Source organism: Streptosporangium sp. NPDC049644, from assembly GCF_040675205.1.
Lineage (GTDB): Bacteria > Actinomycetota > Actinomycetes > Streptosporangiales > Streptosporangiaceae > Streptosporangium > Streptosporangium fukuiense.
Genome location: NZ_JBFAOJ010000001.1, coordinates 188,243 through 209,161, shown reverse-complemented (window position 1 = coordinate 209,161; position 20,919 = coordinate 188,243). Strand labels below are relative to the sequence as shown.

Annotated in this window: 21 protein-coding genes and 1 pseudogene; 7 read left to right on the top strand and 15 right to left on the bottom strand. The window is 69.4% G+C overall.

What is annotated here, in order from left to right:
• Positions 1 to 79: 79 nt before the first annotated feature.
• The 4 genes and pseudogenes from AB0J58_RS01040 to AB0J58_RS01025 form a co-directional block, all read right to left on the bottom strand.
• A complete protein-coding gene (locus tag AB0J58_RS01040) occupies positions 80 to 1,984 on the bottom strand; it encodes an NADH-quinone oxidoreductase subunit L (RefSeq protein WP_364208497.1) in 1,905 nt (634 codons plus the stop codon).
• A gap of 284 nt (positions 1,985 to 2,268) precedes the next feature.
• Positions 2,269 to 2,553 (bottom strand): annotated as a pseudogene (nuoK, locus tag AB0J58_RS01035) (NADH-quinone oxidoreductase subunit NuoK); the annotation flags it as partial.
• Positions 2,554 to 2,555: 2 nt separating this feature from the next.
• Entirely contained in the window at positions 2,556 to 3,092 is a 537-nt protein-coding gene (locus AB0J58_RS01030; RefSeq protein ID WP_343964983.1) for an NADH-quinone oxidoreductase subunit J, read from the bottom strand.
• A complete protein-coding gene (locus tag AB0J58_RS01025; protein ID WP_364208494.1) occupies positions 3,089 to 3,847 on the bottom strand; it encodes a 4Fe-4S binding protein in 759 nt (252 codons plus the stop codon). Before AB0J58_RS01025 ends, AB0J58_RS01030 begins: the two co-directional genes overlap by 4 nt.
• A 244-nt stretch (positions 3,848 to 4,091) precedes the next feature.
• Between AB0J58_RS01025 and AB0J58_RS01020 the strand changes: the two genes are divergently transcribed.
• Positions 4,092 to 5,507 carry a protein kinase gene (locus AB0J58_RS01020; protein ID WP_364208491.1) on the top strand — a complete coding sequence of 472 codons (1,416 nt, stop codon included), beginning with the start codon at positions 4,092 to 4,094 and terminating at the stop codon, positions 5,505 to 5,507.
• 79 nt (positions 5,508 to 5,586) lie between these two features.
• Here the strand turns inward: AB0J58_RS01020 and AB0J58_RS01015 are convergent, their stop codons facing one another.
• From AB0J58_RS01015 to ndhC, 5 genes are all read right to left on the bottom strand, one after another.
• Complete coding sequence (locus AB0J58_RS01015) at positions 5,587 to 6,555, bottom strand: hypothetical protein (RefSeq protein ID WP_364208488.1); 969 nt, start codon at positions 6,553 to 6,555, stop codon at positions 5,587 to 5,589.
• 125 nt (positions 6,556 to 6,680) lie between these two features.
• Positions 6,681 to 7,637, bottom strand: coding sequence for an NADH-quinone oxidoreductase subunit NuoH (gene nuoH / locus AB0J58_RS01010; protein ID WP_364208485.1), 957 nt, complete (start codon positions 7,635 to 7,637; stop codon positions 6,681 to 6,683).
• Between the two features lie 51 nt (positions 7,638 to 7,688).
• Positions 7,689 to 8,231 carry an NADH-quinone oxidoreductase subunit C gene (locus AB0J58_RS01005; RefSeq protein WP_364208482.1) on the bottom strand — a complete coding sequence of 181 codons (543 nt, stop codon included), beginning with the start codon at positions 8,229 to 8,231 and terminating at the stop codon, positions 7,689 to 7,691.
• Positions 8,224 to 8,664: an NADH-quinone oxidoreductase subunit B family protein gene (locus AB0J58_RS01000; protein ID WP_343965034.1), complete on the bottom strand. Its 441-nt coding sequence runs from the start codon at positions 8,662 to 8,664 to the stop codon at positions 8,224 to 8,226. The genes AB0J58_RS01005 and AB0J58_RS01000 overlap by 8 nt, the downstream gene beginning before the upstream one ends.
• Positions 8,665 to 8,764: 100 nt before the next feature.
• Positions 8,765 to 9,136 (bottom strand): NADH-quinone oxidoreductase subunit A, encoded by a 372-nt coding sequence (gene ndhC / locus AB0J58_RS00995; protein ID WP_364208479.1) that lies wholly within the window; start codon positions 9,134 to 9,136, stop codon positions 8,765 to 8,767.
• Positions 9,137 to 9,304: 168 nt separating this feature from the next.
• Here ndhC and AB0J58_RS00990 point away from each other — a divergent pair, with 168 nt between their 5' ends.
• The 4 genes from AB0J58_RS00990 to AB0J58_RS00975 all read left to right on the top strand — a co-directional run bounded on the left by AB0J58_RS00990 (position 9,305) and on the right by AB0J58_RS00975 (position 15,155).
• Positions 9,305 to 10,780 carry a polysaccharide deacetylase family protein gene (locus AB0J58_RS00990; protein WP_364208476.1) on the top strand — a complete coding sequence of 492 codons (1,476 nt, stop codon included), beginning with the start codon at positions 9,305 to 9,307 and terminating at the stop codon, positions 10,778 to 10,780.
• A 376-nt stretch (positions 10,781 to 11,156) separates the two neighbouring features.
• A complete protein-coding gene (locus AB0J58_RS00985; protein ID WP_364208473.1) occupies positions 11,157 to 13,010 on the top strand; it encodes a 2-oxoacid:acceptor oxidoreductase subunit alpha in 1,854 nt (617 codons plus the stop codon).
• 10 nt (positions 13,011 to 13,020) lie between these two features.
• Complete coding sequence (locus tag AB0J58_RS00980) at positions 13,021 to 14,067, top strand: 2-oxoacid:ferredoxin oxidoreductase subunit beta (RefSeq protein ID WP_364208470.1); 1,047 nt, start codon at positions 13,021 to 13,023, stop codon at positions 14,065 to 14,067.
• 149 nt (positions 14,068 to 14,216) lie between these two features.
• Complete coding sequence (locus AB0J58_RS00975; RefSeq protein WP_364208467.1) at positions 14,217 to 15,155, top strand: SDR family NAD(P)-dependent oxidoreductase; 939 nt, start codon at positions 14,217 to 14,219, stop codon at positions 15,153 to 15,155.
• A gap of 108 nt (positions 15,156 to 15,263) precedes the next feature.
• Here AB0J58_RS00975 and AB0J58_RS00970 read toward each other — a convergent pair whose 3' ends face one another.
• The 5 genes from AB0J58_RS00970 to AB0J58_RS00950 all read right to left on the bottom strand — a co-directional run bounded on the left by AB0J58_RS00970 (position 15,264) and on the right by AB0J58_RS00950 (position 18,759).
• Entirely contained in the window at positions 15,264 to 15,932 is a 669-nt protein-coding gene (locus AB0J58_RS00970) for a DNA alkylation repair protein (protein WP_364208464.1), read from the bottom strand.
• Positions 15,933 to 16,105: 173 nt separating this feature from the next.
• Complete coding sequence (locus AB0J58_RS00965) at positions 16,106 to 16,612, bottom strand: hypothetical protein (RefSeq protein ID WP_364208461.1); 507 nt, start codon at positions 16,610 to 16,612, stop codon at positions 16,106 to 16,108.
• A gap of 121 nt (positions 16,613 to 16,733) precedes the next feature.
• On the bottom strand, positions 16,734 to 17,030 hold the full coding sequence (locus tag AB0J58_RS00960) for a hypothetical protein (RefSeq protein ID WP_364208458.1): 297 nt from the start codon (positions 17,028 to 17,030) through the stop codon (positions 16,734 to 16,736).
• 224 nt (positions 17,031 to 17,254) lie between these two features.
• On the bottom strand, positions 17,255 to 18,184 hold the full coding sequence (locus AB0J58_RS00955; protein WP_364208455.1) for a type II CAAX endopeptidase family protein: 930 nt from the start codon (positions 18,182 to 18,184) through the stop codon (positions 17,255 to 17,257).
• Between the two features lie 26 nt (positions 18,185 to 18,210).
• Positions 18,211 to 18,759: a hypothetical protein gene (locus tag AB0J58_RS00950; RefSeq protein WP_364208452.1), complete on the bottom strand. Its 549-nt coding sequence runs from the start codon at positions 18,757 to 18,759 to the stop codon at positions 18,211 to 18,213.
• A 207-nt stretch (positions 18,760 to 18,966) separates the two neighbouring features.
• Between AB0J58_RS00950 and AB0J58_RS00945 the strand changes: the two genes are divergently transcribed.
• Both AB0J58_RS00945 and AB0J58_RS00940 read left to right on the top strand, forming a co-directional pair.
• A complete protein-coding gene (locus AB0J58_RS00945) occupies positions 18,967 to 19,593 on the top strand; it encodes a TetR/AcrR family transcriptional regulator (RefSeq protein WP_364208449.1) in 627 nt (208 codons plus the stop codon).
• Between the two features lie 311 nt (positions 19,594 to 19,904).
• Complete coding sequence (locus AB0J58_RS00940; RefSeq protein WP_364208446.1) at positions 19,905 to 20,648, top strand: MBL fold metallo-hydrolase; 744 nt, start codon at positions 19,905 to 19,907, stop codon at positions 20,646 to 20,648.
• A 94-nt stretch (positions 20,649 to 20,742) separates the two neighbouring features.
• Here AB0J58_RS00940 and AB0J58_RS00935 read toward each other — a convergent pair whose 3' ends face one another.
• Positions 20,743 to 20,868 (bottom strand): DUF397 domain-containing protein, encoded by a 126-nt coding sequence (locus AB0J58_RS00935; protein WP_364208443.1) that lies wholly within the window; start codon positions 20,866 to 20,868, stop codon positions 20,743 to 20,745.
• Positions 20,869 to 20,919 lie beyond the last annotated feature (51 nt).

Sequence of the window (20,919 nt, the reverse complement as noted above, 5' to 3'; positions counted from 1 at the left end):
GGAGGTCAACGGCGCGTCACCGCCAGACGGGTGAGGGGCGGCACGGCGGCGTCCACGCCGCCCCGGAGAGACGGAGAGCTCACCCGAAGATCACCGCCCCGGCCGCGATCAGAAGGACGCCCGCCAGCAGGCCGGTGACGTAGAGCTGGGCGTTGCCGTTCTGCACCAGGCGGACCAGCCCCGCCAGCCTCAGGGCCGCCCGGCCAGAACCGCGTACCGTGCCGTCCACCACGCGGTTGTCCGTGCGGACGACGAGGCGCGCGAGGAGCAGCACCGGCCGGACGAGGAGCCCGGTGTAGACGGAGTCGACGTAGAAGGCCCGCTCGCAGGGGACGCGGAAGGGGCCGAGCAGGCGGGCCGGGTCGGTCTGGGGCGCGGAGCGCCACACCGCGTAGACCGCCCCCGCGCCCAGCAGTGCCACCGTGAGGCTGAGGACGGCGGTGCCCCAGTGGACGTCGCCGATGCGGGCGAAGCCGAGAAGCAGAGCCGGAACGGCCAGGACGACGATGGGCCGGCGCATGGTGGCCGGCACCCCGGGCACGGCGGCGTGGGCCTCGCCCGCCACGGGCTCGGGCCGCGAGGCGCGCTGCCCGAAGAAGGTGCGCAGCCACGCCCGGGTGGCGTAGGCGCCGGTCACCGCGATCGTGGCGAGGGCGCAGCCGTAGAGCAGGAAGGCCGCGGCGTCGGTCAGCGGCCCCGCGGACAGGGAGCGCTCGATGCCCGCCAGCATCTCGTCCTTGCTGAAGAAGCCGCTGGCCGGAGGCAGGCCCATCAGGGCGGCGAAGCCGATCGTCATCGCGGCGAAGGTGACCGGAAGCTCCCTGCGAAGCCCTCCCATCGTGCTCATCAGGTTGGAGCCGACCACGTGGATCACCGCTCCGGCGCAGAGGAAGAGCAGTGCCTTGAAGGCCCCGTGGGTGATCAGGTGGAAGATCGCGGCGTCCCGTGAGCCCGCGGCCAGGGCACCCGCCATGTAGGCGAGCTGGCTGATCGTGGAGTAGGCGAGGACGCGCTTGAGGTCGTCCTGGGCCAGGGCGGCGAGGGCCGCGCCGAGCATGCCGAGGGCGGCCAGGACCGCGAGCACGTCCAGGGTGGGACGGGCACCGAGGAAGGCGGGATAGAGCCGGGCGACGACGAAGATCCCGGCGGCGACCATGGTGGCCGCGTGGATGAGGGCGCTGATCGGTGTCGGTCCCGCCATCGCGTCGGGGAGCCAGACGTGCAGCGGCACCTGGGCGCTCTTGCCCGCGACCCCGGCCAGCAGCAGCATGGTGGCGGCGATGAGCGTGCCGGACGACATCTCCGGGACTGCGGCGATGACGTCGGCGATCCTGAAGCTGCCGGCCGCCGTCCCGAGGACGAAGATGCCGAACAGGAAGCCGACGTCGCCGATCCGGGTGACGAGGAACGCCTTGATCGCCGCCCGCGAGTTGGCCCGCTCCTCCCACCAGTGCCCGACCAGCAGGTACGAGCACAGGCCCATGATCTCCCAGCCCACGTAGAGGACCAGGAGGTCCGCCGCGTAGACGACCAGCAGCATGGCGCTGGTGAACAGGCTGATGAAGGAGCTGTAGGACGGGTAGCGCCGGTCACCGCGCAGGTAGCCGACGGAGTAGACCTGCACGGCCAGCGCGACCACGGTGACCAGCACCGCGATCGACGCGGCGAGGCCGTCGACGAGCAGCCCGACCGAGATCGGCACCGCCCCCGTCTCGATGACGGTGAACGTCGTGGTGACGCCGTCGGCCGCGCCCTGGCCGGTGGCCGCCCAGGTGGCGTAGGCCAGCCAGATCGCCAGGACGGTGGAGATCGCGGTGGGCAGCACGGCGATCCAGGCGGCCCGGCGGTCGGCGTCGGCGTTGAGGTCCGTGCCGGGGTTGAGGGACGTCGCGCCGCGAAGCCCCCGGGGGAAGCGGGAGCCGAGAAGCCCGGTGGCCGCGGCGAGGAAGGGCAGCAGGATGACCAGCGAGGCGACAGTGATCATGACGCGTCACCCGGCCTGGCGTCCGTCTCGGATCCGGCGGGAGACCGGGACCGCCGCGTGCGGGTCGCTGCCCGGGCGTGGCCCCGGGGCAGGTTTCGGATCTCGGCCGGGGCCTGCTCCGGGTGCCGGGTCCGAGGTGGGGAGTGGGCACCGGCCTCGCCGGGGAGTGCCGCCCCGGCGGGATCGGCGGATCCGGGAGCGGTGGGCCGGCTGCCATCGGGTCCGGGGTCGACCGGCCCGGGGTTCGTGGCCCCGGGGTCGGTGGGCTCGGACAGGGAGCGGAGGCGGTCGAGGTCGATGGTCTGGCGGTTGCGATAGAGCGCGAGAACGATCGCGAGACCGAGACCGACCTCGGCGGCGGCGATCACGATGACGAACAGGGTGAGCACCTGCCCGCTGTGCAGCCGGTCGCGTAACCAGACGTCGAAGACGACCAGGTTGAGGTTGACGGCGTTGAGCATGAGCTCGACGGACATCAGCACCAGGATCGTGTTGCGCCGGGCGAGCACGCCGTACACGCCGATGGAGAAGAGCAGTGCCGAGACGACCAGGGGGTAGACGACGTGCACCTTCACTCCCTCCCGCGGATGTCGGTGCGGGACAGGACGATGGCGCCGATCAGCGCCGCCAGCAGCAGGACCGAGAGCACTTCGAACGGGAGCACCCAGTTGCGGAAGATGGCGGCGCCGAGTTCCCCGGCCGAACCGCCGCCGGGCTCAAGCGGGACGTAGGCCATCCGGAAGCCGTCGACGACGACGGTGACCAGCACGGCCGCGGTGGCGATCGCCACGATCACGGCGGCCGGCCGGTTCGAACTGTCGAGGTCGGCGCTCCTGCCGATCGGAGCGCGGGTGAGCATGATGCCGAACAGCAGCAGGACGACGATCGCGCCGACGTAGATCAGCACCTGGACCCAGGCGACGAACTCGGCGGTGAGGACCAGGTAGCACCCGGCCAGCGCGCCGAAGCAGACCACCAGCCACAGGGCGGCATGGACGAGTTGTCTGGTGGTCACGGTAAGCAGCGCCGACCCGACGGCCACCGCGCCCAGCAGGAGGAAGACGATCTCCTGCCCGGTCGGCGACAGATAGGACGGCGCCTCGGTCACGTCTCCTCCTCGGGCTCTCCACTCGGATCCGTGGCAGAAGTCTGCTCCGGCGGTGCCGCCTTCGGAGGAACGTCATCCCCACCTGTGGATAACCTCTCGGCGGACGACTCGCCTGTGGACGGAGTGTCCTTCTTCGGGAGCGCACCCGGCGGCCGGATGGCCCGGACGCTCGCGTGTCCCGCCGAGGGGCCTGTCCTGGGCGGCCTGCCGGGTGGCGGGACCCGTCGCGCGGGTGGCTCCTCGGGAGCTCCCGGAGGAGCCTCGGGCGTGGGAGCCGCGGGAGCCTTGGGGGTCGGCGCGGGACGGGGGCGGACCGGGCGGGAGGTGGCCGCCAGTTCCTTCGGCGGCTCGGCGCCCGGCTCGTGGGCCGGGGGCGGCGGAACGGTCTGGGCCCAGGCGGCCAGCCTCTCCTTCTCGTGAAGGAGGTTGCGGATGTCGCCCTCGGCGTACTCGAACTCCGGAGACCAGAACAGCGCGTCGAACGGGCAGACCTCGATGCAGATCCCGCAGTACATGCAGAGGGAGAAGTCGATCGCGAACCGGTCGAGCATGTTGCGGGCGCGGGGGCGGCCCCCCTCAGGGGCCGGAAGGGTCTCCTTGTGGGAGTCGATGTAGATGCACCAGTCGGGGCACTCGCGGGCGCAGAGCATGCACACCGTGCAGTTCTCCTCGACCAGCGCGATCACCCCCCTGCTCCTCGGGGGCAGATCCGGCCGGACTTCGGGGTACTGCTGAGTCACCGATCTGCTCAGCATGTGGCGAAGGGTGACGGAGAGTCCCTTCACCAACCCCACTCCTGGTATCCGTGCCACAACTCAACATCATGACGCACAGTGGGGCGCTCGGGAATGCGGTAGGCCCTCCGGACCGCCACGGCAGGGGAACTCACGTTATCCACAGAAGTTATCCACAGACTGTGTGTTCGATAATCACCCCTCAACCGCCGGGTCGACGGAGAAGGGACTGCGGAGATCCTGAAAAAATCGTATTGTTCGGCACATGTCCCACCAGTACGGACCGGCCTGGCAGTCGCGACCACCGGCACGATCCAACACCGCGTGGAGCGTGGTGTGGGCGCTCGTCCCCGTGTTGACCTGCGGTGTCGGCACGCCGTTCGTCATCGGACACGCCGCGCGCCGACTGCGGAGCCCGTGGCTGGCCCTCGCCGCCGCCCTCTACGGCCTCGGCATCGGCACCTTCGTGATCTCCGCTGGGATCTACGGGAGCTCCGATCTCATCCCGGTCTGGCTGGACACCTTCGGGTTGATCGGCCTGTTCGGCAGCTGGCTCGGCGGACTGGGCCACGCGCTGATCCTCAGGGGGGAGGTGTTCCGGCAGCGGCCGCTCCAGGAGTTCCGCCCGGGACCGCCACCGGAGTACGCCCGCCCGCCCTACCAGACCGGCCCCACGGTGGCCTCGGTCCAGCACCCGCCGCAGCGCCGCCCGGCGCCCGCGCAGCACGACGGATACCGGCAGGCGCAGCATCATCAGCGTGACGACCGGCCGCCCCAGTACGTGCAGAACCAATTCACACAGGGCCAGTTCACGCAGGGCCAGTTCACGCAGGGCCAGTTCACGCAGGGCCCGCCCACCCATGCCGCACAGGGACAGCACCCCCAAAGCCCTCAGCACACCCCGGCCCCTCAGGGCTGGCTGGGGCCCTACCGCCTGATCGGCAGCCTGGGGAAGGGCGGGCAGGGAACGGTCCACCTCGCGCTCACCCCGCAGGGGCAGAAGGTCGCGATCAAGGTGTTGCACGAGCACTTCAACGGCAATCAAATGGTCAGGGAGCGATTCCTGCGGGAGGTGGAGGCGACGCGCAGGGTGGCGACGTTCTCCACGGCCCGGGTGCTGGACGTGAACATCAACGAGGACCAGGCGTACGTGGTCAGCGAGTACGTGGAGGGCGTCTCCCTGGAGCAGCTGGTCCGCGACAAGGGGCCGCGCGACGAGGACGGGCTGACCCGGCTGGCCCTGGCCACGGCGGGCGCGCTGGCCGCGATCCACCGGGCCGGCGTGGTGCACCGGGATTTCAAGCCGGCCAACGTGCTGATCGGCGCCGACGGACCCCGTGTGATCGACTTCGGCATCGCCCGGGCCCTCGACCAGGTCACCGCGACGTCGGGCAACATCATGGGCACCCCCGCCTACATGTCGCCCGAGCAGCTCGCGGGCGAGGCGGTCGGCCCGGAGACCGACGTGTTCAGCTGGGCCTCGACAATGATCTTCGCCGCCTCCGGCCGGGTGGCCTTCGGCGAGGACACCATCCCGGCGATCCTGAACCGGGTGATCAACCACCAGCCGGACCTGACGGCCCTGCCCCAGTCACTGCGCCCGCTGGCCGCGGCCTGCCTGGACAAGCAGCCCCGCAACCGGCCCACGGCCTCCGACATCATGCTGCGGATCGTGCAGTAAGGATCTCCCCGGCGGGGACCCCGCGACAAGGATGACCACCTGCCCCGCCCTACCGGGCGAAGGTTCCGGCCGGCGCGCCTCAGGGAACCGCGTCCTTCGCCCCCGCCGTCAGGTCCAGGTACTCCTCGTGGGTCAGCGAGCGAGCCTGGAACCCAAGCCCGTTGCCCGCGGCGAAGCGCTCGACGTCCTCCGCGTTCCAACGCCCCGGCAGGTGGAACAGTCCTCCGCCCACCAGCAGGCCGGTCACGCCGGACTCCGCCGAGTAGAGCAGCAGTTCGGAGGCGTCCAGCTCACGGGTCCTGCGCGCGGTCTCCAGCAGCAGGCGGCCGTGGACGACCACCAGGCGGCAGTGCGGCTGGCCTCCGCGCCTGAGCACGCGCCCCTGGGCGGTCTGGTCGCGGGACCTGCGGCGGCCGACCCCGATCACGACGACGGCCCCGACGACCGTCAGCCCGGCCAGCACCAGGGCGGCGACCCCGAGCGGCTCCATTCCCCAGGTGACGTCTTCCTGGGTGATGTCTCCCCGGGTGACGTCGGCGCGGGTATTGGTCAGGTTGAGGAGCACCAGCGCCACGAAGGCCGCCCCGTAGGCGAGCACCGCCCACATGAGCACGTACAGCAACTGCTCGCGCCACCACACCTTCGGCGAGCCCAGCGGTGGCCTGAGGCTTCTCGCACCGGGCACCCGCAGGCGCGGCAGGGGCGCGGGCGCCCTGCGCCAGGTCACCGCGCGCCACCTCGGCGACCTGCGGGCCAGCGCGACCCTGGCCTGCTGCGGGGTGTCGAACGCCCGGAACTCGAACTCCAGCCCGCTGCCCGCGGCGAACGCCTCCACCGCCTTCCTCGACCGGGCCCCCGGAGCCTCCAGCATGACCAGGCCGGACTCGTCGAGCACCGCCAGGCCGTATCTCGTCCTGCCCCTGCCGGGGTAGCCGAAGATCAGCAGCCTGCTCGCCCGGCTCTCACCGGCGAGTGGCAGCCGCACCGGTGAGTGTTCCGGCACCTCGACGACCAGTTCGTCGTTTTCCACGGCAAGCGCGAGGGTCATCCGTTCCGTCCTTGGCAAGTGATGTCGCAGGGTGCACTACTCCCTGCCCAGGGTGAGCGCTTCGAACGTCAGATCATCCGTACGGTGGGCCGAGCGGGAAACCGATGCGGGCGCGCGGTGCGAGGTTACCCGGCGACGACCCTGACGACCCCCGTCAGCGCGAGCTGGACCAGCGCCAGCGGCACCAGACCGGCCCAGGCGAGCCTCTGCAGCTGGTCCTCGCGGAGCCTGGGATAGCTCACCCGGAGCCAGATGACCACGAAGACCAGCAGGAAGACCTTGATGAGCATCCACACCGGCCCCGGCAGGAGGGGGCCGTGCCAGCCGCCCAGGAACAGCACGCTGGTCAGTGCGGAGATCACGATGATCCCCGCGTACTCGGCCAGCATGAACAGGGCGAACCTGATGCCCGTGTACTCGGTCATCGGACCCATGATGAGCTCGGAGTCGGCGATCGGCATGTCGAACGGCGGGCGCCGGAGCTCGGCGAGTCCCGCGACGAAGAAGACCACGCCGCCGATCGCCTGCCAGGGCAGCCACCACCACTGCCAGGCCGCCACGATGCCCGGCAGGGAGAGCGTGCCCGCCGCCATCGCGACGCTGGAGGCCGCGAGGACCAGCGGCAGCTCGTACGACATGAGCTGGGCCGCCGAGCGCACTCCGCCCAGGACCGAGTACTTGTTGCCCGACGACCAGCCGGCCATGATCGAGCCGAGCACGCCGACCCCCATCACGGCGAGGACGAAGAACAGTCCGGCGTCCAGGTCGACCCCGACCAGCCCCGGCCCGACCGGGATGACGACCATCACCAGGAGATAGGGGACCAGTGCCACGCCGGGGGCCAGGGTGAAGACCCTGCGGTCGGCGGCGGCCGGGACCACCTGCTCCTTCTGCATGAACTTGACCCCGTCGGCGATCAGCTGTGCCCAGCCGTGGAAGCCTCCGGCGTACATGGGGCCGAGGCGCGCCTGCATGTGCGCCATGACCTTGTGCTCCATCTGCCCGGCGACCAGCGGCAGCACCAGGAAGGCCGCGACGATCACGACCAGCCGGACCGCGACGTCGAGCACCTCGGCGATCATGCCTACCTCCGGTCCTTCGGGGGGAGAAGCCTGCCGGGTCGCCGTGATGTCTCAGCCGCCACGCTCGCGCCCCCAGTCGGCGGGCACCCCCGGCGGGAGCGTCTTGCGGCGGCTCGGCGAGCCGTGGTCGGACTCGCCGGGTTCCTTGGCTCCCGGCCATGCCTTGGCGACCCTGGCGGCCAGCACGAAGTCCTTGCGCAGCGGGAACCCCTCGAAGCCCTCGGGAAGCAGCAGCGGGACGAGGTTCGGGTGGCCCTCGAAGACGACGCCGAACATCTCGAAGGTCTCGCGCTCGTGCCAGTCGGCTCCGCGGAACACGCCGACCGCGCTGGGCAGCCGGGGGTCCTCGCGGGCCACCCTGGTGCGCAGCAGCAGGTGGGCGTGGGAGGCGGGGGCGAACAGGTGTGCGACGACCGCCAGGGCCTCCGGCGGCTCGTCCACCGCGGTCAGCCAGTCGAAGAACTCGTACCCCTGGGATCTGGCGGACTCCAGCAGGGCGATCCAGCCGTCGGCGTCCACGTCGACGGTCCGGTAGCCGAAGGACTCCGACACCCGGGCGCCCTCGCCGTGGGTGAAGGGGTGCAGGTCAGGCATAGCGGTCACCCAGGTTCTCGGCGGCGATCTTCTCCTGGAGCATCATGATGCCGTGGAGCAGCGCCTCGGGGCGGGGAGGGCAGCCGGGGACGTAGACGTCCACCGGGATGATCTGGTCGACGCCCTTGGTCACACAGTAGGAGTCCCAGTACGGACCGCCGGAGTTGGCGCAGGCGCCGAAGGAGATCACGTACTTGGGATCGGGCATCTGCTCGTAGAGCCGCTTGACCGCGGGGGCCATCTTGTCGGTCACCGTGCCCGAGACGATCATCAGGTCCGCCTGCCGGGGGCCGTTGGCGAACGGGATGACCCCGAACCTGATGAAGTCGTGCCTGCTCATCGTGGTCGCGATGAACTCGATGGCGCAGCAGGCCAGGCCGAAGTTGAACACCCACAGCGAGTAGCGACGCCCCCAGTTGAGGATGAAGCGCATGGGTTTGGGGGCGAGCCGGGTCGCCGGGCCCACCGTGGGCATCGGGAGATCTGCCATGGCACGCATTCTCCTTCAGGGTCGGTGCCCGTGCTCGCCCGGTTCAGGTCCAGGTGAGCACGCGCTTGCGCCAGGCGTACAGGATGCCGAGCGCGATGAAGCCGAGGAAGACGAACATCTCGGCCAGGGTGGTCGTCCCGAAGCCCGGCTCGGCGAAGATCGTCGCCCAGGGGAAGAGGAAGACCGCGTCGACCGCGAAGATCACATACAGGTAGGTGAACACGTAGTAGCGGACCTGGGACTGGGCCCAGCCCTCGCCGACCGGGTCGACACCGCACTCGTAGGTGAGCAGCTTCTCGGCGGTGGGGCGGCTGGGCCGGAGCGCCCGGTTGCCGAGCAGCGCCACGACGACGATCAGCAGGCCGATCGCGAACAGCGCGAGGACCACCACATAAGAGCCGAAATATCCGCTCATGGCCTCTCCTCTTCGGGGCCTGCCGCACGGACTCACCGGATCTGCCGTACGCCCTACCTATAGCAGTATCCGCCCTTCCCGTCATGCGGCGAAGCCCACCGCTAAAGCCTCCGTGCACTTAACCTCAAATCCGGGTAAATGCACTATTACCGCACCTAGGGTTACTTCATGCCTAGCCTGCGATTCATCGGAGGAATCGCCTGGATGGCCGTGACGATCGCCGGTTGCGGCGCAACCACCACCCCCTCTTCCGCGAAGGCCACCGTGCCCTCGGAGCCCACATTGATCGATTATGTGGACCCCTCCGTGGTCCAGGGCCTGAACACCCGGACCCTGTTCTCCGGAGAGACGGGAAACCAGCACGTGCACGCCGTCTATCCGGCCGTCGCCGACGCCCCCCGCCTCACCGAGAGGCTGCACCGGACCGTGAGCGGGGAACTCGACAGGTTCACCCGGCGCGGCGGCCCCGCCGACGCCCTGCCCAAGCCCGAGTTCAACGTGGACTGGCAACTCGCCGCCGCGTCCCCCGAGGTCCTGGGAATACGGCTGCGCATCGGCCGCTCCATGGAGTCGGGCTGGAACGAGTCGCGCACCACCGTCTGGTACGACCGGACGAAGCGGCGCGCCCTCGACTCCGCCGACCTGCTCACCGGCCGTCCCGCGCTGGTCGCGCTGACCGGGGTCGTCAGGAGCGAACTGGCGCTGCGGGGACCGCTGGTGACCCCGAACGCGCTCAGGCCGGACCGGGAGATGTTCGACTCCCTCGTTTTCAACCCGCGCGGCGACCTCGTCGTGGAGTTCGACGACGAGCAGGTGGGGCTGGGGGTCGCCGGCCGGGTGGTGGTCGCCGTACCGTCCGCGACCGCGACGCCGCTGCTGTCGGAGGTCGGGCTGCGGGCACAGCGCGCGGCCGTGCGGGCGAAGAAGGTCCCGGCCCCCACGTCGCAGGAGGAGATCGAGGCCGCGAGCACCGACAAGCCTCCGGCGCGCAGCACCAAGGCGGGCAGCGTGGACTGCGCGAAGCTCAGGTGCGTGGCGCTGACCTACGACGACGGGCCGGGCCCCGAGACCTCGCGGCTGCTCGACATCCTCCACGCCCACGGGGCCAGGGCGACCTTCTTCAGCATCGGTTCCAACGCCTCCGCACGGCCCGACCTGCTCAGGCGGATGCGCGACGAGGGACACCTGGTGGCCAACCACACCTGGTCCCACCGCGTCCTCACCATGCTGCCCTCCAGCAGGATCGCCGACCAGCTCACCCGCGCGCAGCACACGATCGCCCAGACCATCGGCCAGACCCCCACCCTGATGCGCCCCCCGTACGGCGACAGCGACATCCAGGTGGCCGCCATCGCGGGCCGCCTGAACATGGCCGTGGTGCACTGGAACGTGGACAGCGAGGACCGGCAGGACGCCGACCCGCAGGCGATCGCCGACCGGACCGTCGCCCGGACCGAGCCCGGAGCGATCGTTCTCCTGCACGACTCCCACCGCGCGACGGTCGACGCGGCCCCCGAGATCCTGCGCCGGCTCTCCGCGGCGGGCTATACCTTTGTCACCGTCCCCGAGCTGTACGGCTCGGATGAGATGCTGCCCGGCCGGATCTACGAATCCGGGGGCGTTTCGGCGGAGCCGGACCGGTAGCCGATGTCATAACCTGGAGCTATGGGGCCATAGCCTGAGGCGATGAGAGCGCGTCCGCGGTGGGACATATAGTTGGGCAGCGTGACCTCAACTGTCCTCTTCGCCCGCCTGCACGTCGACCTGTGCCGGCTCGCGGCGGGGCTGTGTCGGGACGGCCGTCCGCGATCGTGACCTCCACATAGGCCGTGATCCGGCCGCGAACGCGACATCCGCGCCCCAGGTTTCGACTCAGCGGCCGCAGAGGATGCGCGACACGGGTCGCCCTCCTCCGCCGAGTGGAACGCGAAAAGACTACGCGTGACCCCCGAGGATCTAGCATGGAAAAAAGAATGTGCCACGAGCAACGGCGCCCTGTCGCGTCGAGGAGGACTGAGCTGTGACCAAGCAGGTTCAGCAACTCGAACGCGTGATCATCCGTTTTGCCGGTGACTCCGGCGACGGCATGCAGCTGACCGGTGACCGCTTCACCGCCGGGACGGCTGAGTTCGGCAACGACCTGTCGACACTCCCCAACTTCCCCGCTGAGATCCGCGCCCCCGCAGGCACCCTGCCGGGCGTGTCGAGTTTCCAGCTCCACTTCGCCGATCACGACATCCTCACCCCGGGTGACGCGCCCAACGTCCTGGTCGCGATGAACCCCGCCGCGCTGAAGGCGAACCTCTCGGACCTGCCGCGCGGCGCCGACATCATCGCCAACACCGACGAGTTCACCAAGCGCAACCTGCAGAAGGTGGGCTACGCCGTCAGCCCGCTCGAAGACGACTCGCTCGCCGCGTGGCGGGTCCACTCGGTGCCGCTGACCTCGCTGACCGTCAAGGCCCTCGAAGGCTTCTCGCTGTCCAAGAAGGACGCCGAGCGGTCCAAGAACATGTTCGCCCTCGGGCTGCTGAGCTGGCTCTACCACCGGCCCACCGAGGCGACGATCCAGTTCCTGGAGACCAAGTTCGCCAAGAAGCCCGACATCGCCAAGGCCAACATCGCCGCCTTCCAGGCGGGCTGGAACTACGGCGAGACCACCGAGTCCTTCTCGGTCTCCTACGAGGTCAAGCCGGCCAAGCTGGCCCCCGGCGTGTACCGCAACATCTCCGGCAACCAGGCGCTCGCTTACGGCCTGATCGCCGCCTCGGTGCAGTCGAAGCTGCCGCTCTTCCTCGGGTCCTACCCGATCACCCCGGCCAGCGACATCCTGCACGAGCTCTCCAAGCACAAGCGGTTCGGCATCCGCACTTTCCAGGCCGAGGACGAGATCGCGGGCGTCGGCGCGGCGCTCGGCGCCTCCTTCGGCGGTGCGCTGGGCATCACGACGACCTCCGGGCCCGGTGTCGCGCTGAAGGCCGAGACCGTCGGCCTCGCGGTGACCACCGAGCTGCCGCTCATCGTGGTCGACGTGCAGCGCGCGGGTCCCAGCACCGGCATGCCCACCAAGACCGAGCAGACCGACCTGCTGATGGCCATGTACGGCCGCAACGGCGAGTCGCCACTGCCGATCATCGCCCCCTCGACCCCCTCCGACTGCTTCGACGCGGCGGTGGAGGCGGCCAGGATCGCGGTGAAGTACCGCACCCCGGTCATGCTGCTCTCCGACGGCTACCTCGCCAACGGCTCCGAGCCGTGGAAGGTGCCCGACGCCGCCGACCTGCCCGACATCTCCACCGAGTTCGCCTCCGGGCCGAACGCCGAGGACGGCACGACCTTCCTGCCGTTCAAGCGCGACCCCGAGACCCTCGCCCGCCCCTGGGCGATTCCCGGCACCGCCGGCCTGGAGCACCGGATCGGCGGCATCGAGAAGGCCGAGGGCACCGGGAACATCTCCTACGATCCCGACAACCACGACCGGATGGTCAGGATCCGCCAGGCCAAGATCGACGGGATCGCCCACGACATCCCGGCGCTCGAGGTGGACGACCCCGACGGCGACGCCCGCGTGCTGGTGCTCGGCTGGGGCTCCACCTACGGGCCGATCGCGGCGGCCGTGCGGCGCATCAGGAAGGCCGGCGGCAAGGTCGCCCAGGCCCACCTGCGGCACGTCAACCCGCTGCCCGCCAACACCGGCGAGGTCCTGCGCGGGTACGACAAGGTGCTGCTGCCGGAGATCAACCTCGGCCAGCTCGCGCTGCTGCTCCGCGCCCGCTTCCTGGTCGACATCATCAGCTACAACCGAGTGCGTGGACTTCCGTTCAAGGCCGAAGAACTTGCCGGCGTGATCCAGGACGTGATCGACAGTGAGTAGTGGTACCGAATTGTCCGTCCCCGGAACCGGCGGGGGGCTCTCGCTGGTCCCGAAGTCCGAGGTCAAGCTCGGCATGAAGGACTTCAAGAGCGACCAGGAGGTCCGCTGGTGCCCCGGGTGCGGTGACTACGCCATCCTGGCCGCGGTCCAGTCGTTCGTGCCCGAGCTCGGCCTCAAGCGCGAGAACATGGTGTTCGTCTCGGGCATCGGCTGCTCCTCGCGGTTCCCGTACTACATGGACACCTACGGGTTCCACTCGATCCACGGCCGCGCCCCGGCGATCGCGACCGGTCTGGCCGCCTCGCGTCCCGACCTGTCGGTGTGGGTGATCACCGGTGACGGCGACTCGCTGTCCATCGGCGGCAACCACCTCATCCACGCGCTGCGCCGCAACGTCAACCTGAACATCCTGCTGTTCAACAACAGGATCTACGGTCTCACCAAGGGCCAGTACTCCCCGACCTCCGAGGTCGGCAAGATCACGAAGTCCACCCCGATGGGCTCGCTGGACAAGCCGTTCAACCCGATCTCGCTGGCCATCGGCGCCGAGGCCTCCTTCGTGGCCAGGACCATCGACTCCGACCGCAAGCACCTGCAGTCGGTGCTGCGCGAGGCCGCCGAGCACCGGGGCACCTCACTGGTCGAGATCTACCAGAACTGCAACATCTTCAACGACAACGCCTTCGAGCAGTTGAAGGACCCGGAGCGGCGTGACGACATCACGCTCCGCCTGGAGCACGGACAGCCCATCGCCTCGGCTTCCAAGGCGGTGCGCCGGGCGGCCGACGGCGGCATCGAGGTCGTCCCGAGGTCGTCGGTGAGCGAGGACGAGATCCTCGTGCACGACGCCCACCGCGTCGACCCCTCGCTGGCCTTCGCGCTCTCCCGGCTGGACGAGCCCGCCTTCGAGCACGTCCCGATCGGCGTCTTCCGCAGCGTCGAACGCCCCTCCTACGACGAGCTCATGGCCGAGCAACTCCAGGAGGCCGTCGACGAGCGGGGTCCCGGCGACCTGAACGACCTGCTGCTCGGTGGGGACACCTGGCGGATCGGCTGACACCCGTACCACGTGACGAGGCCCGCTCTTCGGAGCGGGCCTCATCGCTTTTCCCCGGATTCCCGGCATTGCCTGCCGATATCCGATGTCACGAGGTATGAATTATCCGGTCCTTCCCCGAGAACCTCGCTCGAACAGGGAGAGCTCAGATGCGAAGCCCGGCCCCCGTACACGGAGCAGAGAACCACTGGCGCGGGAGACGGGTGCTGGTGACGGGAGCCGGCGGCTTCATCGGGGCACACCTGGTGCGACGCCTGGACGGGTGCGGCGCGCGGGTGCACGCGGTCGGCCGCCGGGTCAGGGAGAGTACGGACGGCGAGACCTGGCACGTCGCCGACGTCTCCGACGAGGGCGCGGTGCAGAAGCTCGTCGACTCCGTCCGCCCGGAGGTCGTGTTTCACCTGGCCAGCGAGGTCGCCGGGGCCAGGGATCCGAAGCTGGTGCTGCCGATGCTGCACAGCAACCTCACCGGCGTGGTCAACCTGCTGACCGCGGTCGCCGGCGCCCCGGGGACCCGGGTGGTGCTGGCGGGCTCGCTGGAGGAGTTGCGGCCGGAGGAGGGCGACAGGGCGCCGTCCTCGCCGTACGCGGTGTCCAAGTGGGCCGCCGACGGCTACGCGCGGATGTTCCACCATCTGTGGGGCGTCCAGGTCAGCAACCTGCGGATCGGCATGGTCTACGGTCCCGGCCGCCAGGACACCCGGAAACTGGTCCCCTACGTGGCGCTGTCCCTGCTGCGCGGCCAGGAGCCCGAACTGGGCAGCGGTACCCGCGAGCTCGACTGGGTGTACGTCGACGACGTGGTCGACGCCTTCCTCGCGGCGGGCGAGACCCCGGACGCGGCGGGCCGCGCCTTCGACATCGGCACCGGGAAGGGCACCTCGATCCGCGACACCGTGGAGCTGCTCTCCGAGATCGTCGGCGGCCGGACCCGCCCCCGCTACGGCGCGCTCACCGACAGACCACTGGACAGCGCCAGGATCGCCGACCCGGCCCCCACCGCCGAGACCCTCGGCTGGCGGCCCACCGTCGGCCTTGAGGAGGGGCTGCGCCGGACCGTCGCCTGGTTCGCCGGTGAAGGCCGCTGAGCGATGGGCGCCTTCGCGCTCCTAGATCGAGACTCTCGGTGGGCGGCTGCGCGTGGTGGTCGACTTCGAGCGGGGACGGATTGCCGGCTCACCAAAGGAGTCACCGGCTTATCGTGGCTGTCGGCGCACCATCTCGGTGATCCAGACGGGCGCGAACGGAGATGTGCAGCCCGGGGAAGTCGGGTAGTCCTTGAGCACCTCCAGGCGCTCACCGATGTCGATCGCCCGGGCGCGGTGCTCGGCGTGCTCGATCCCGATCTGCGCCAGGCAGTGGTTCATCGCCCACTGCAGGCGATCGTGGGCGTCTTTCATCTCCGCCTCGATGACGTCGAGCAGTGCTACGAGGTCGAGACTCTCGGGCTTCTTCGCCACGCGTTCGACGGTCAGTGCCCAGCCGGCACTCGCGACCACCGGATCCGGGTCGGCCGACCAGGCCAGGCGCAGCTCCTCGGAGTGCGGGTTCTTCTTCACCACGTAGTTCACGAGCCAGTCGTGCACCTTGGGTGCGCGTGCCTCGCGCAACATGACGTCCAACTCGTCACGCTCGAACGCCTTCGGGCGGCAGATCAGGATCGCCAGCAGTCTCGCCGCGGTGTCATCCGTCTCCCAGAGCCGGCACGCGAGTTCCTGCTGCGTCTTCAGCCGCTTCGCGATCGTGCGCAGCTTGCCGAGGTTCACACCGTGATCGTCACCGTGTTTCTCGTTCACCTCGCGTATCCTCGGGTCCTCCAGCTCGGCCAGCTCGGCCATCACCTCGGCCACTATCGTCTCGGCCACCGCAGCCTCCCTCCATCACGGGCGAAATTCAGCCTATGACGGAAGCGGGCTCCCTGTCGTACGCTCCGGTTCGGCAGCGGCCACCGACGCCGAAGGCGGTCTCCCCGGTTGGATCCGCCCTTGGTTCCTGGTGCCGCGTACGCCCGCCGTGTTTTCATGTACCGCTTTCCGTGTCAGGACGGAGCCCTGGCGGGATGCGACGGCGTCGGGCTCGCGTGTCGGACGCAAGCCCGACAGCTGGGCATCGCCCGCCACAGGCACATGTAACCCCAGACATCGCCTCCGGCCCGGAACACGCACCGTAGTTCGTCGCCGAGTCCCTGCACGAGGTTCACGTTGTGGTAGCGGGAGCTCCGCGCCGGACGCCCGCCCGTGACGCGATACAGGGACGCGGTCGGGGTCGGCAGACCGGCCAGCGTGTGAAAGTGGTTGACGTCCTCGACGAAGAACTCGTTCTCCCAGTAGCGGTCACAGTATTCACCGGAACCCAGGTTCTCCAGCCGCGAGGGCGAGGTGGCGAGCATGGTCACCGGATCGGCCCCCGTCCAGAACGAGGCGTCGAAAGGAACGCTCTCGCGCAGCAGGCGCGAGAGGTCGGCCAGGAACTCGCCGTCGGCGATGCCCGTCCGCGTCAACCGCCGGATCCGCTCGAACGTGTGCCAGGCCGATGCGCTACGCAAGGCTGACTCCATCGCTTGACAATGAGCGCCCAGATGCCATCAGACAAGCCCCGCGTCTCGCACGCTCGTACTCACGAGGTGTTGGTAATGGGCCTGGGTGAGAAGTAGCAGGCTGTCCGGTTCAGGTGCATTGCAGGCCGCTGACCAGTTCCGGTCCGTGGGCGAGGAGTTGCCGGCAGAAGTGCTCGCCCGCGTAGTAGCCGGAGGTGATGGTGATCGTGACCGGGTTCTCGGTTCCGCTGCCGGTGCACTGGGTCGCCAGCACGTGGTAGCCGAGCATCACCGAGAGCTGGAAGCGGGTGCCGTCCGCGCAGACGTAGTGACTGTCGGCGTGCGCGGTCGCCGGGGTGACGAACGGTGCGGCGAGAACCGCCAGGAGTAGGGCTGCGCGGGTGATAGTCGTGCGGGAGAAGGTCATAGGAAATGCCTTTTCGCGAGGGTTTGGAAACGTGCCACGACATACCCTTGGTGACTCACCGGCAACCAAGCGTGTCCGACAGTGGCCGTTCATCGAACCAGAAAACCTGACATCCTCTCCGCCCCGGGGAGGTGTGAGCGCCTCACCCGCCGTCATGGCGGCCGAGGCCCCCACTAATCGATCTTGGTAGGTCAGGTCGGTGGGCCGGCTCGTGCCGCCTCACGTCACGCTGAAGGCGTGCGTGCGGGACCCGACTTCCGGGTCATCCACCAGATGATCGCGGTGATGACGACAAGCCCGGCGCCGGGCACCAGGTTCCCGACCGAACCGACCGTCTCGCCACGACTGCTGAGGGCTCCGCCGAGGTCGAGATGGAGTGTCGTGGCGAGGACGAACGCCGTGGCGTTGTAGACGGCGTGCAACACGACGGCGACCTCAAGCCCGCCGGTGCGCCAGGTGACGATCGCCAGCGCCGAGAACAGCACGAGATACGAGGTGAGCAGGTAGGGATCGAGCGTGCCGTGGAAGAGCGAGAACAACACGGCCGTGACGATGATGCCGAGGATCGCCCCGGAGCGGGCGCCGCGGGTCCAGCCTCCGACGACGCGGAACATCAGGCCTCGCAGCCCGTACTCCTCGCCGGCCGCCGCCAGCGGGCTGAGCAGCGTGCTGATGACGATGAACGCGACGAGATCGGCGGTCGTCCAGGGGACCGCCTCGCCGGGCACGAGGAACCCGATGGAGACGACGATGAGGAGCAGCGGTCCGAAGGCGAGCAGCGAGCGGCCGAGGACGCCATAGCGGAAACGTCCTGAAACGGAGTGCAGCGAAGCTGCGGGCACGCCGTAGAGCAGGCGCTGCAGCAGCATGCTGTAGGGGATGAGCACGGCGAGCGAGAGCGCGCCGGCGGCTTGTTGCAGCGGGGTGAAGCCCGTACGGCCGAGAATCCGCGCGTCGATGACGGCGGCGCCGATCAGAAACAACTGCGCGAAGCCGATGAGCCCGGCGAACAGCAGCACGATCGTGAGGATGCCGCGCGGGATCCGGCGCTTGTCGCCCGCGTAGACGCGGTGGTATTCGACGCCGGTCGGCACGCGAGGCGAGTGTTCGGGCTTGTCTCCTCGGAGGAGCCAACCCTCGGTGGTGTTCGTCATGGTGTCCTTCCTCATGGTCAGCATGGTCAGCTCGCGAGAGTGTCTAGCCAGTTCGAACGCAGTCGCAGCGCGCGCTCGGTGCTGCCCGCGACCGCCGCGATGCCTGCGGCGAGGTTCGCCGCGAGCGGGATGTGCACAGGGAGATCGAATGTTCCGAGCGCATCCGCCACGGGCGGAATGTGCGAGATGGTCTCGGCGAGTTGTGGCATGGCCACGCAGATCCCGACGAGCACGAGCAGTGTCGAGACGACGCCGACGAGGCGGCTCAGCCTCGGGTGTGTCCGATGCAAGTGAGCGCGTCGCCCCTCGGCGGAAGCGGGATGGGGCGTCAACTGCGTCTCAGTGCCATCGACCTGCACGTAGTGGCAGCGTCGTAAGCCGTAGGTGCCGACGACGACCTCGATGTGACCGCCCGGCACGGGGAAGCGAGCCGGCGTTGTCGAGAGCGAAACGAGTGCGCCGTCGCGGTAGAGCCGCGCGCGTACCGCGCCGTCGTCGCGATCGCCCATCTGACGGACGTCGACCGCGTAGGTGGACGCGGTGCCGTCCGGTGCGCGAAGCGTCAGCGTGCGCACAGACCTGCTCAGCAGCTGCCACCAGCGGAAGCGCGGCAGCGGCTCGCCGTTGCCAGGGCGTACGCGCCGTGCTGCGCGACGGTTGCGCCATCCTCCGAACCCCACCCGAGAACCTCCTGTCTTCGGTCACACCATCACTAGTACACTGTGCTACTTCATTGAAGCTAGCACACTGTGCTAGAAATGAGGTGTGAGGAGGTTCCGCCGATGCCCGACCGTCCACCGAAGCGAGACACCCGCGACAGGATCCTGATCGCGGCGGCGACCATGCTCGGAGAGGACCCGGCCGCTCGGCTGAGCGTCCGAGGAGTCGCTGCGCGAGCAGGCGTCAGCATGGGTTCGCTTCGCCACTTCTTCCCGACGCAGCGGGAGCTCATCGACACCGTCGTCGCCGGCATCTACGACGTCGACATCCCCGACGATCCCATCCTCGACACCGAACGAGCGCCGGCGGAGCGCCTCGTCGCGTGCCTGCGACAACTGCTCTCGCAGGTCGGTACCGGAGATCGGGCGCGCGAGTATTGGCGCGCGATCCACGAGACGTACATCGCGTCCGACCCGACGGATGACCAGGTCGCCACGTACCGTTCGCTGGAGCGACTGGGCTTGCACCGCATCGAGCGCTGGCTGACCGTCCTCGCCGACGAAGGCGCGGTTCCGGCGAACGACGTCGAGCGAAGCGCACGGTTCTTGGCATCCGTCCTCAACGGCCTCCTCATCGAGCGCGCGCTTCCCGCCGACGCCTTACGGCTCACGTTCGAGACCGACACGCTCCGCATGGCCGCCGACGCCGTCACAAGCGGCCGCATCGGGGCCGAGCAGTCTGAGCGCTGACGCGCCCGCCCCATCGACACAACGACACAACGACACCGAGGACGCATGCGCGACTCTCAAGACGCCCGGTCGTGCGCCCGCCAGGGGCGTTCGAACGCGTTATCGACCTCTGTCGCAACCCAGTGCAGTTCTCGCTCGTCGTCGAACTCGGGTCGCCTGTCTCGGCACAGCGGCTGGAGCGCACGCTCGCGCGCCATCAGAAGACGCACCCACTGCTCGCCTCCGGTCGGTCCGATCCGTACACGACCGGAGTTCCTCGTCTGCACTCACGGACGCGCCACGGTCGGCGAACCGGCCGCTAGGGTTCATGGATGCTGCTGACAATCCTTGGCGGATGCGGTGCGTGGCCGGGAGCGGGCCAGGCCTGCAGCGGTTATCTCGTGGAGCACGACGGGTTCAGGCTGCTCGTCGACCCCGGGTACGCGACAGTGCCGCGGCTGTTGGAACGGGTCACCGCTGATCAGGTCGACGCGGTGTTCGTCAGCCACGGACATCCCGATCACTGCGCCGATCTGAACCCGCTGTTGCGGGCGCGTGCGTTCCGTGACGATCCGCCGGCCCCCTTGCCGGTGTACTCACTGCCCGGTGCCCTGGACGCGGTGCTCGCGCTGGACCGCCCGGGAATCCTGACCGATGCCCATGTCCTGCGCGAGTTCACCGCCGACGACCGGATCGACATCGGCCCGTTCCATGCGCAGACCCGCCTGCTGCCGCACTCGGTGCCCAATGCCGGCGTACGGCTGACGGCGGGCGAGCGGGTGCTCGCGTACACCGGCGACACCGGCCCGAGCCCCGAGGTGGTGGAGTTGGCACGCGGCGCCGACCTGTTTCTGGCCGAGGCCACCTATGTGGACCGGGTCCCGGAGGATTCGCGGCGCAGCCTGTCGAGCGCCCGCCAGGCAGGCCGGCAGGCCAAGGAAGCCGACGTCCGACACCTGTTGCTGACTCACCTGCAGCCGGGTACGGAAGCCACAGCCGCGCGAGCCGCCGCCGGGGCCGAATACGACGGCGAGATCGGCATCGCCACTTCCGATCTCGCCATCGATCTTTCCTGAGAAAGGTCTCCTCGGGCTTCGAACGCCTCGCGTGGTTCTCCGGCCTCCGGAATGCGGCGCACTTCGATGGCATCGATCATCATCTTCGGGACAGTTAGCGGAGCTGACTGGCAGGGAGGTCGAACTCGCCCTTCTTGGCGCCGTCGATGAAGGCGTCCCAGACACTCGCACTCACCACGAACGGCGCCCGCTCAGGAGCCTCGGTATCCCGCAGGCCCACCCGACCACCCGACACGCGACGGAGGAGCGATGCCGATCCCGGCTCACCGGT

Bases quoted from the DNA above. Each gene is read 5' to 3' on its own strand.
- AB0J58_RS01040 (WP_364208497.1), bottom strand. From the start codon at position 1,984: ATGATCACTGTCGCCTCGCTGGTCATCCTGCTGCCCTTCCTCGCCGCG.
- AB0J58_RS00945 (WP_364208449.1), top strand. From the start codon at position 18,967: ATGCCCGACCGTCCACCGAAGCGAGACACCCGCGACAGGATCCTGATC.
- ndhC (WP_364208479.1), bottom strand. From the start codon at position 9,136: ATGAGCGGATATTTCGGCTCTTATGTGGTGGTCCTCGCGCTGTTCGCG.
- nuoH (WP_364208485.1), bottom strand. From the start codon at position 7,637: ATGATCGCCGAGGTGCTCGACGTCGCGGTCCGGCTGGTCGTGATCGTC.
- AB0J58_RS01000 (WP_343965034.1), bottom strand. From the start codon at position 8,664: ATGCGCTTCATCCTCAACTGGGGGCGTCGCTACTCGCTGTGGGTGTTC.
- AB0J58_RS01020 (WP_364208491.1), top strand. From the start codon at position 4,092: ATGTCCCACCAGTACGGACCGGCCTGGCAGTCGCGACCACCGGCACGA.
- AB0J58_RS00975 (WP_364208467.1), top strand. From the start codon at position 14,217: ATGCGAAGCCCGGCCCCCGTACACGGAGCAGAGAACCACTGGCGCGGG.
- AB0J58_RS00955 (WP_364208455.1), bottom strand. From the start codon at position 18,184: ATGACGAACACCACCGAGGGTTGGCTCCTCCGAGGAGACAAGCCCGAA.
- AB0J58_RS01015 (WP_364208488.1), bottom strand. From the start codon at position 6,555: ATGACCCTCGCGCTTGCCGTGGAAAACGACGAACTGGTCGTCGAGGTG.
- AB0J58_RS00990 (WP_364208476.1), top strand. From the start codon at position 9,305: ATGCCTAGCCTGCGATTCATCGGAGGAATCGCCTGGATGGCCGTGACG.
- AB0J58_RS00960 (WP_364208458.1), bottom strand. From the start codon at position 17,030: ATGACCTTCTCCCGCACGACTATCACCCGCGCAGCCCTACTCCTGGCG.
- AB0J58_RS00940 (WP_364208446.1), top strand. From the start codon at position 19,905: ATGCTGCTGACAATCCTTGGCGGATGCGGTGCGTGGCCGGGAGCGGGC.
- AB0J58_RS01025 (WP_364208494.1), bottom strand. From the start codon at position 3,847: ATGCTGAGCAGATCGGTGACTCAGCAGTACCCCGAAGTCCGGCCGGAT.
- AB0J58_RS01005 (WP_364208482.1), bottom strand. From the start codon at position 8,231: ATGCCTGACCTGCACCCCTTCACCCACGGCGAGGGCGCCCGGGTGTCG.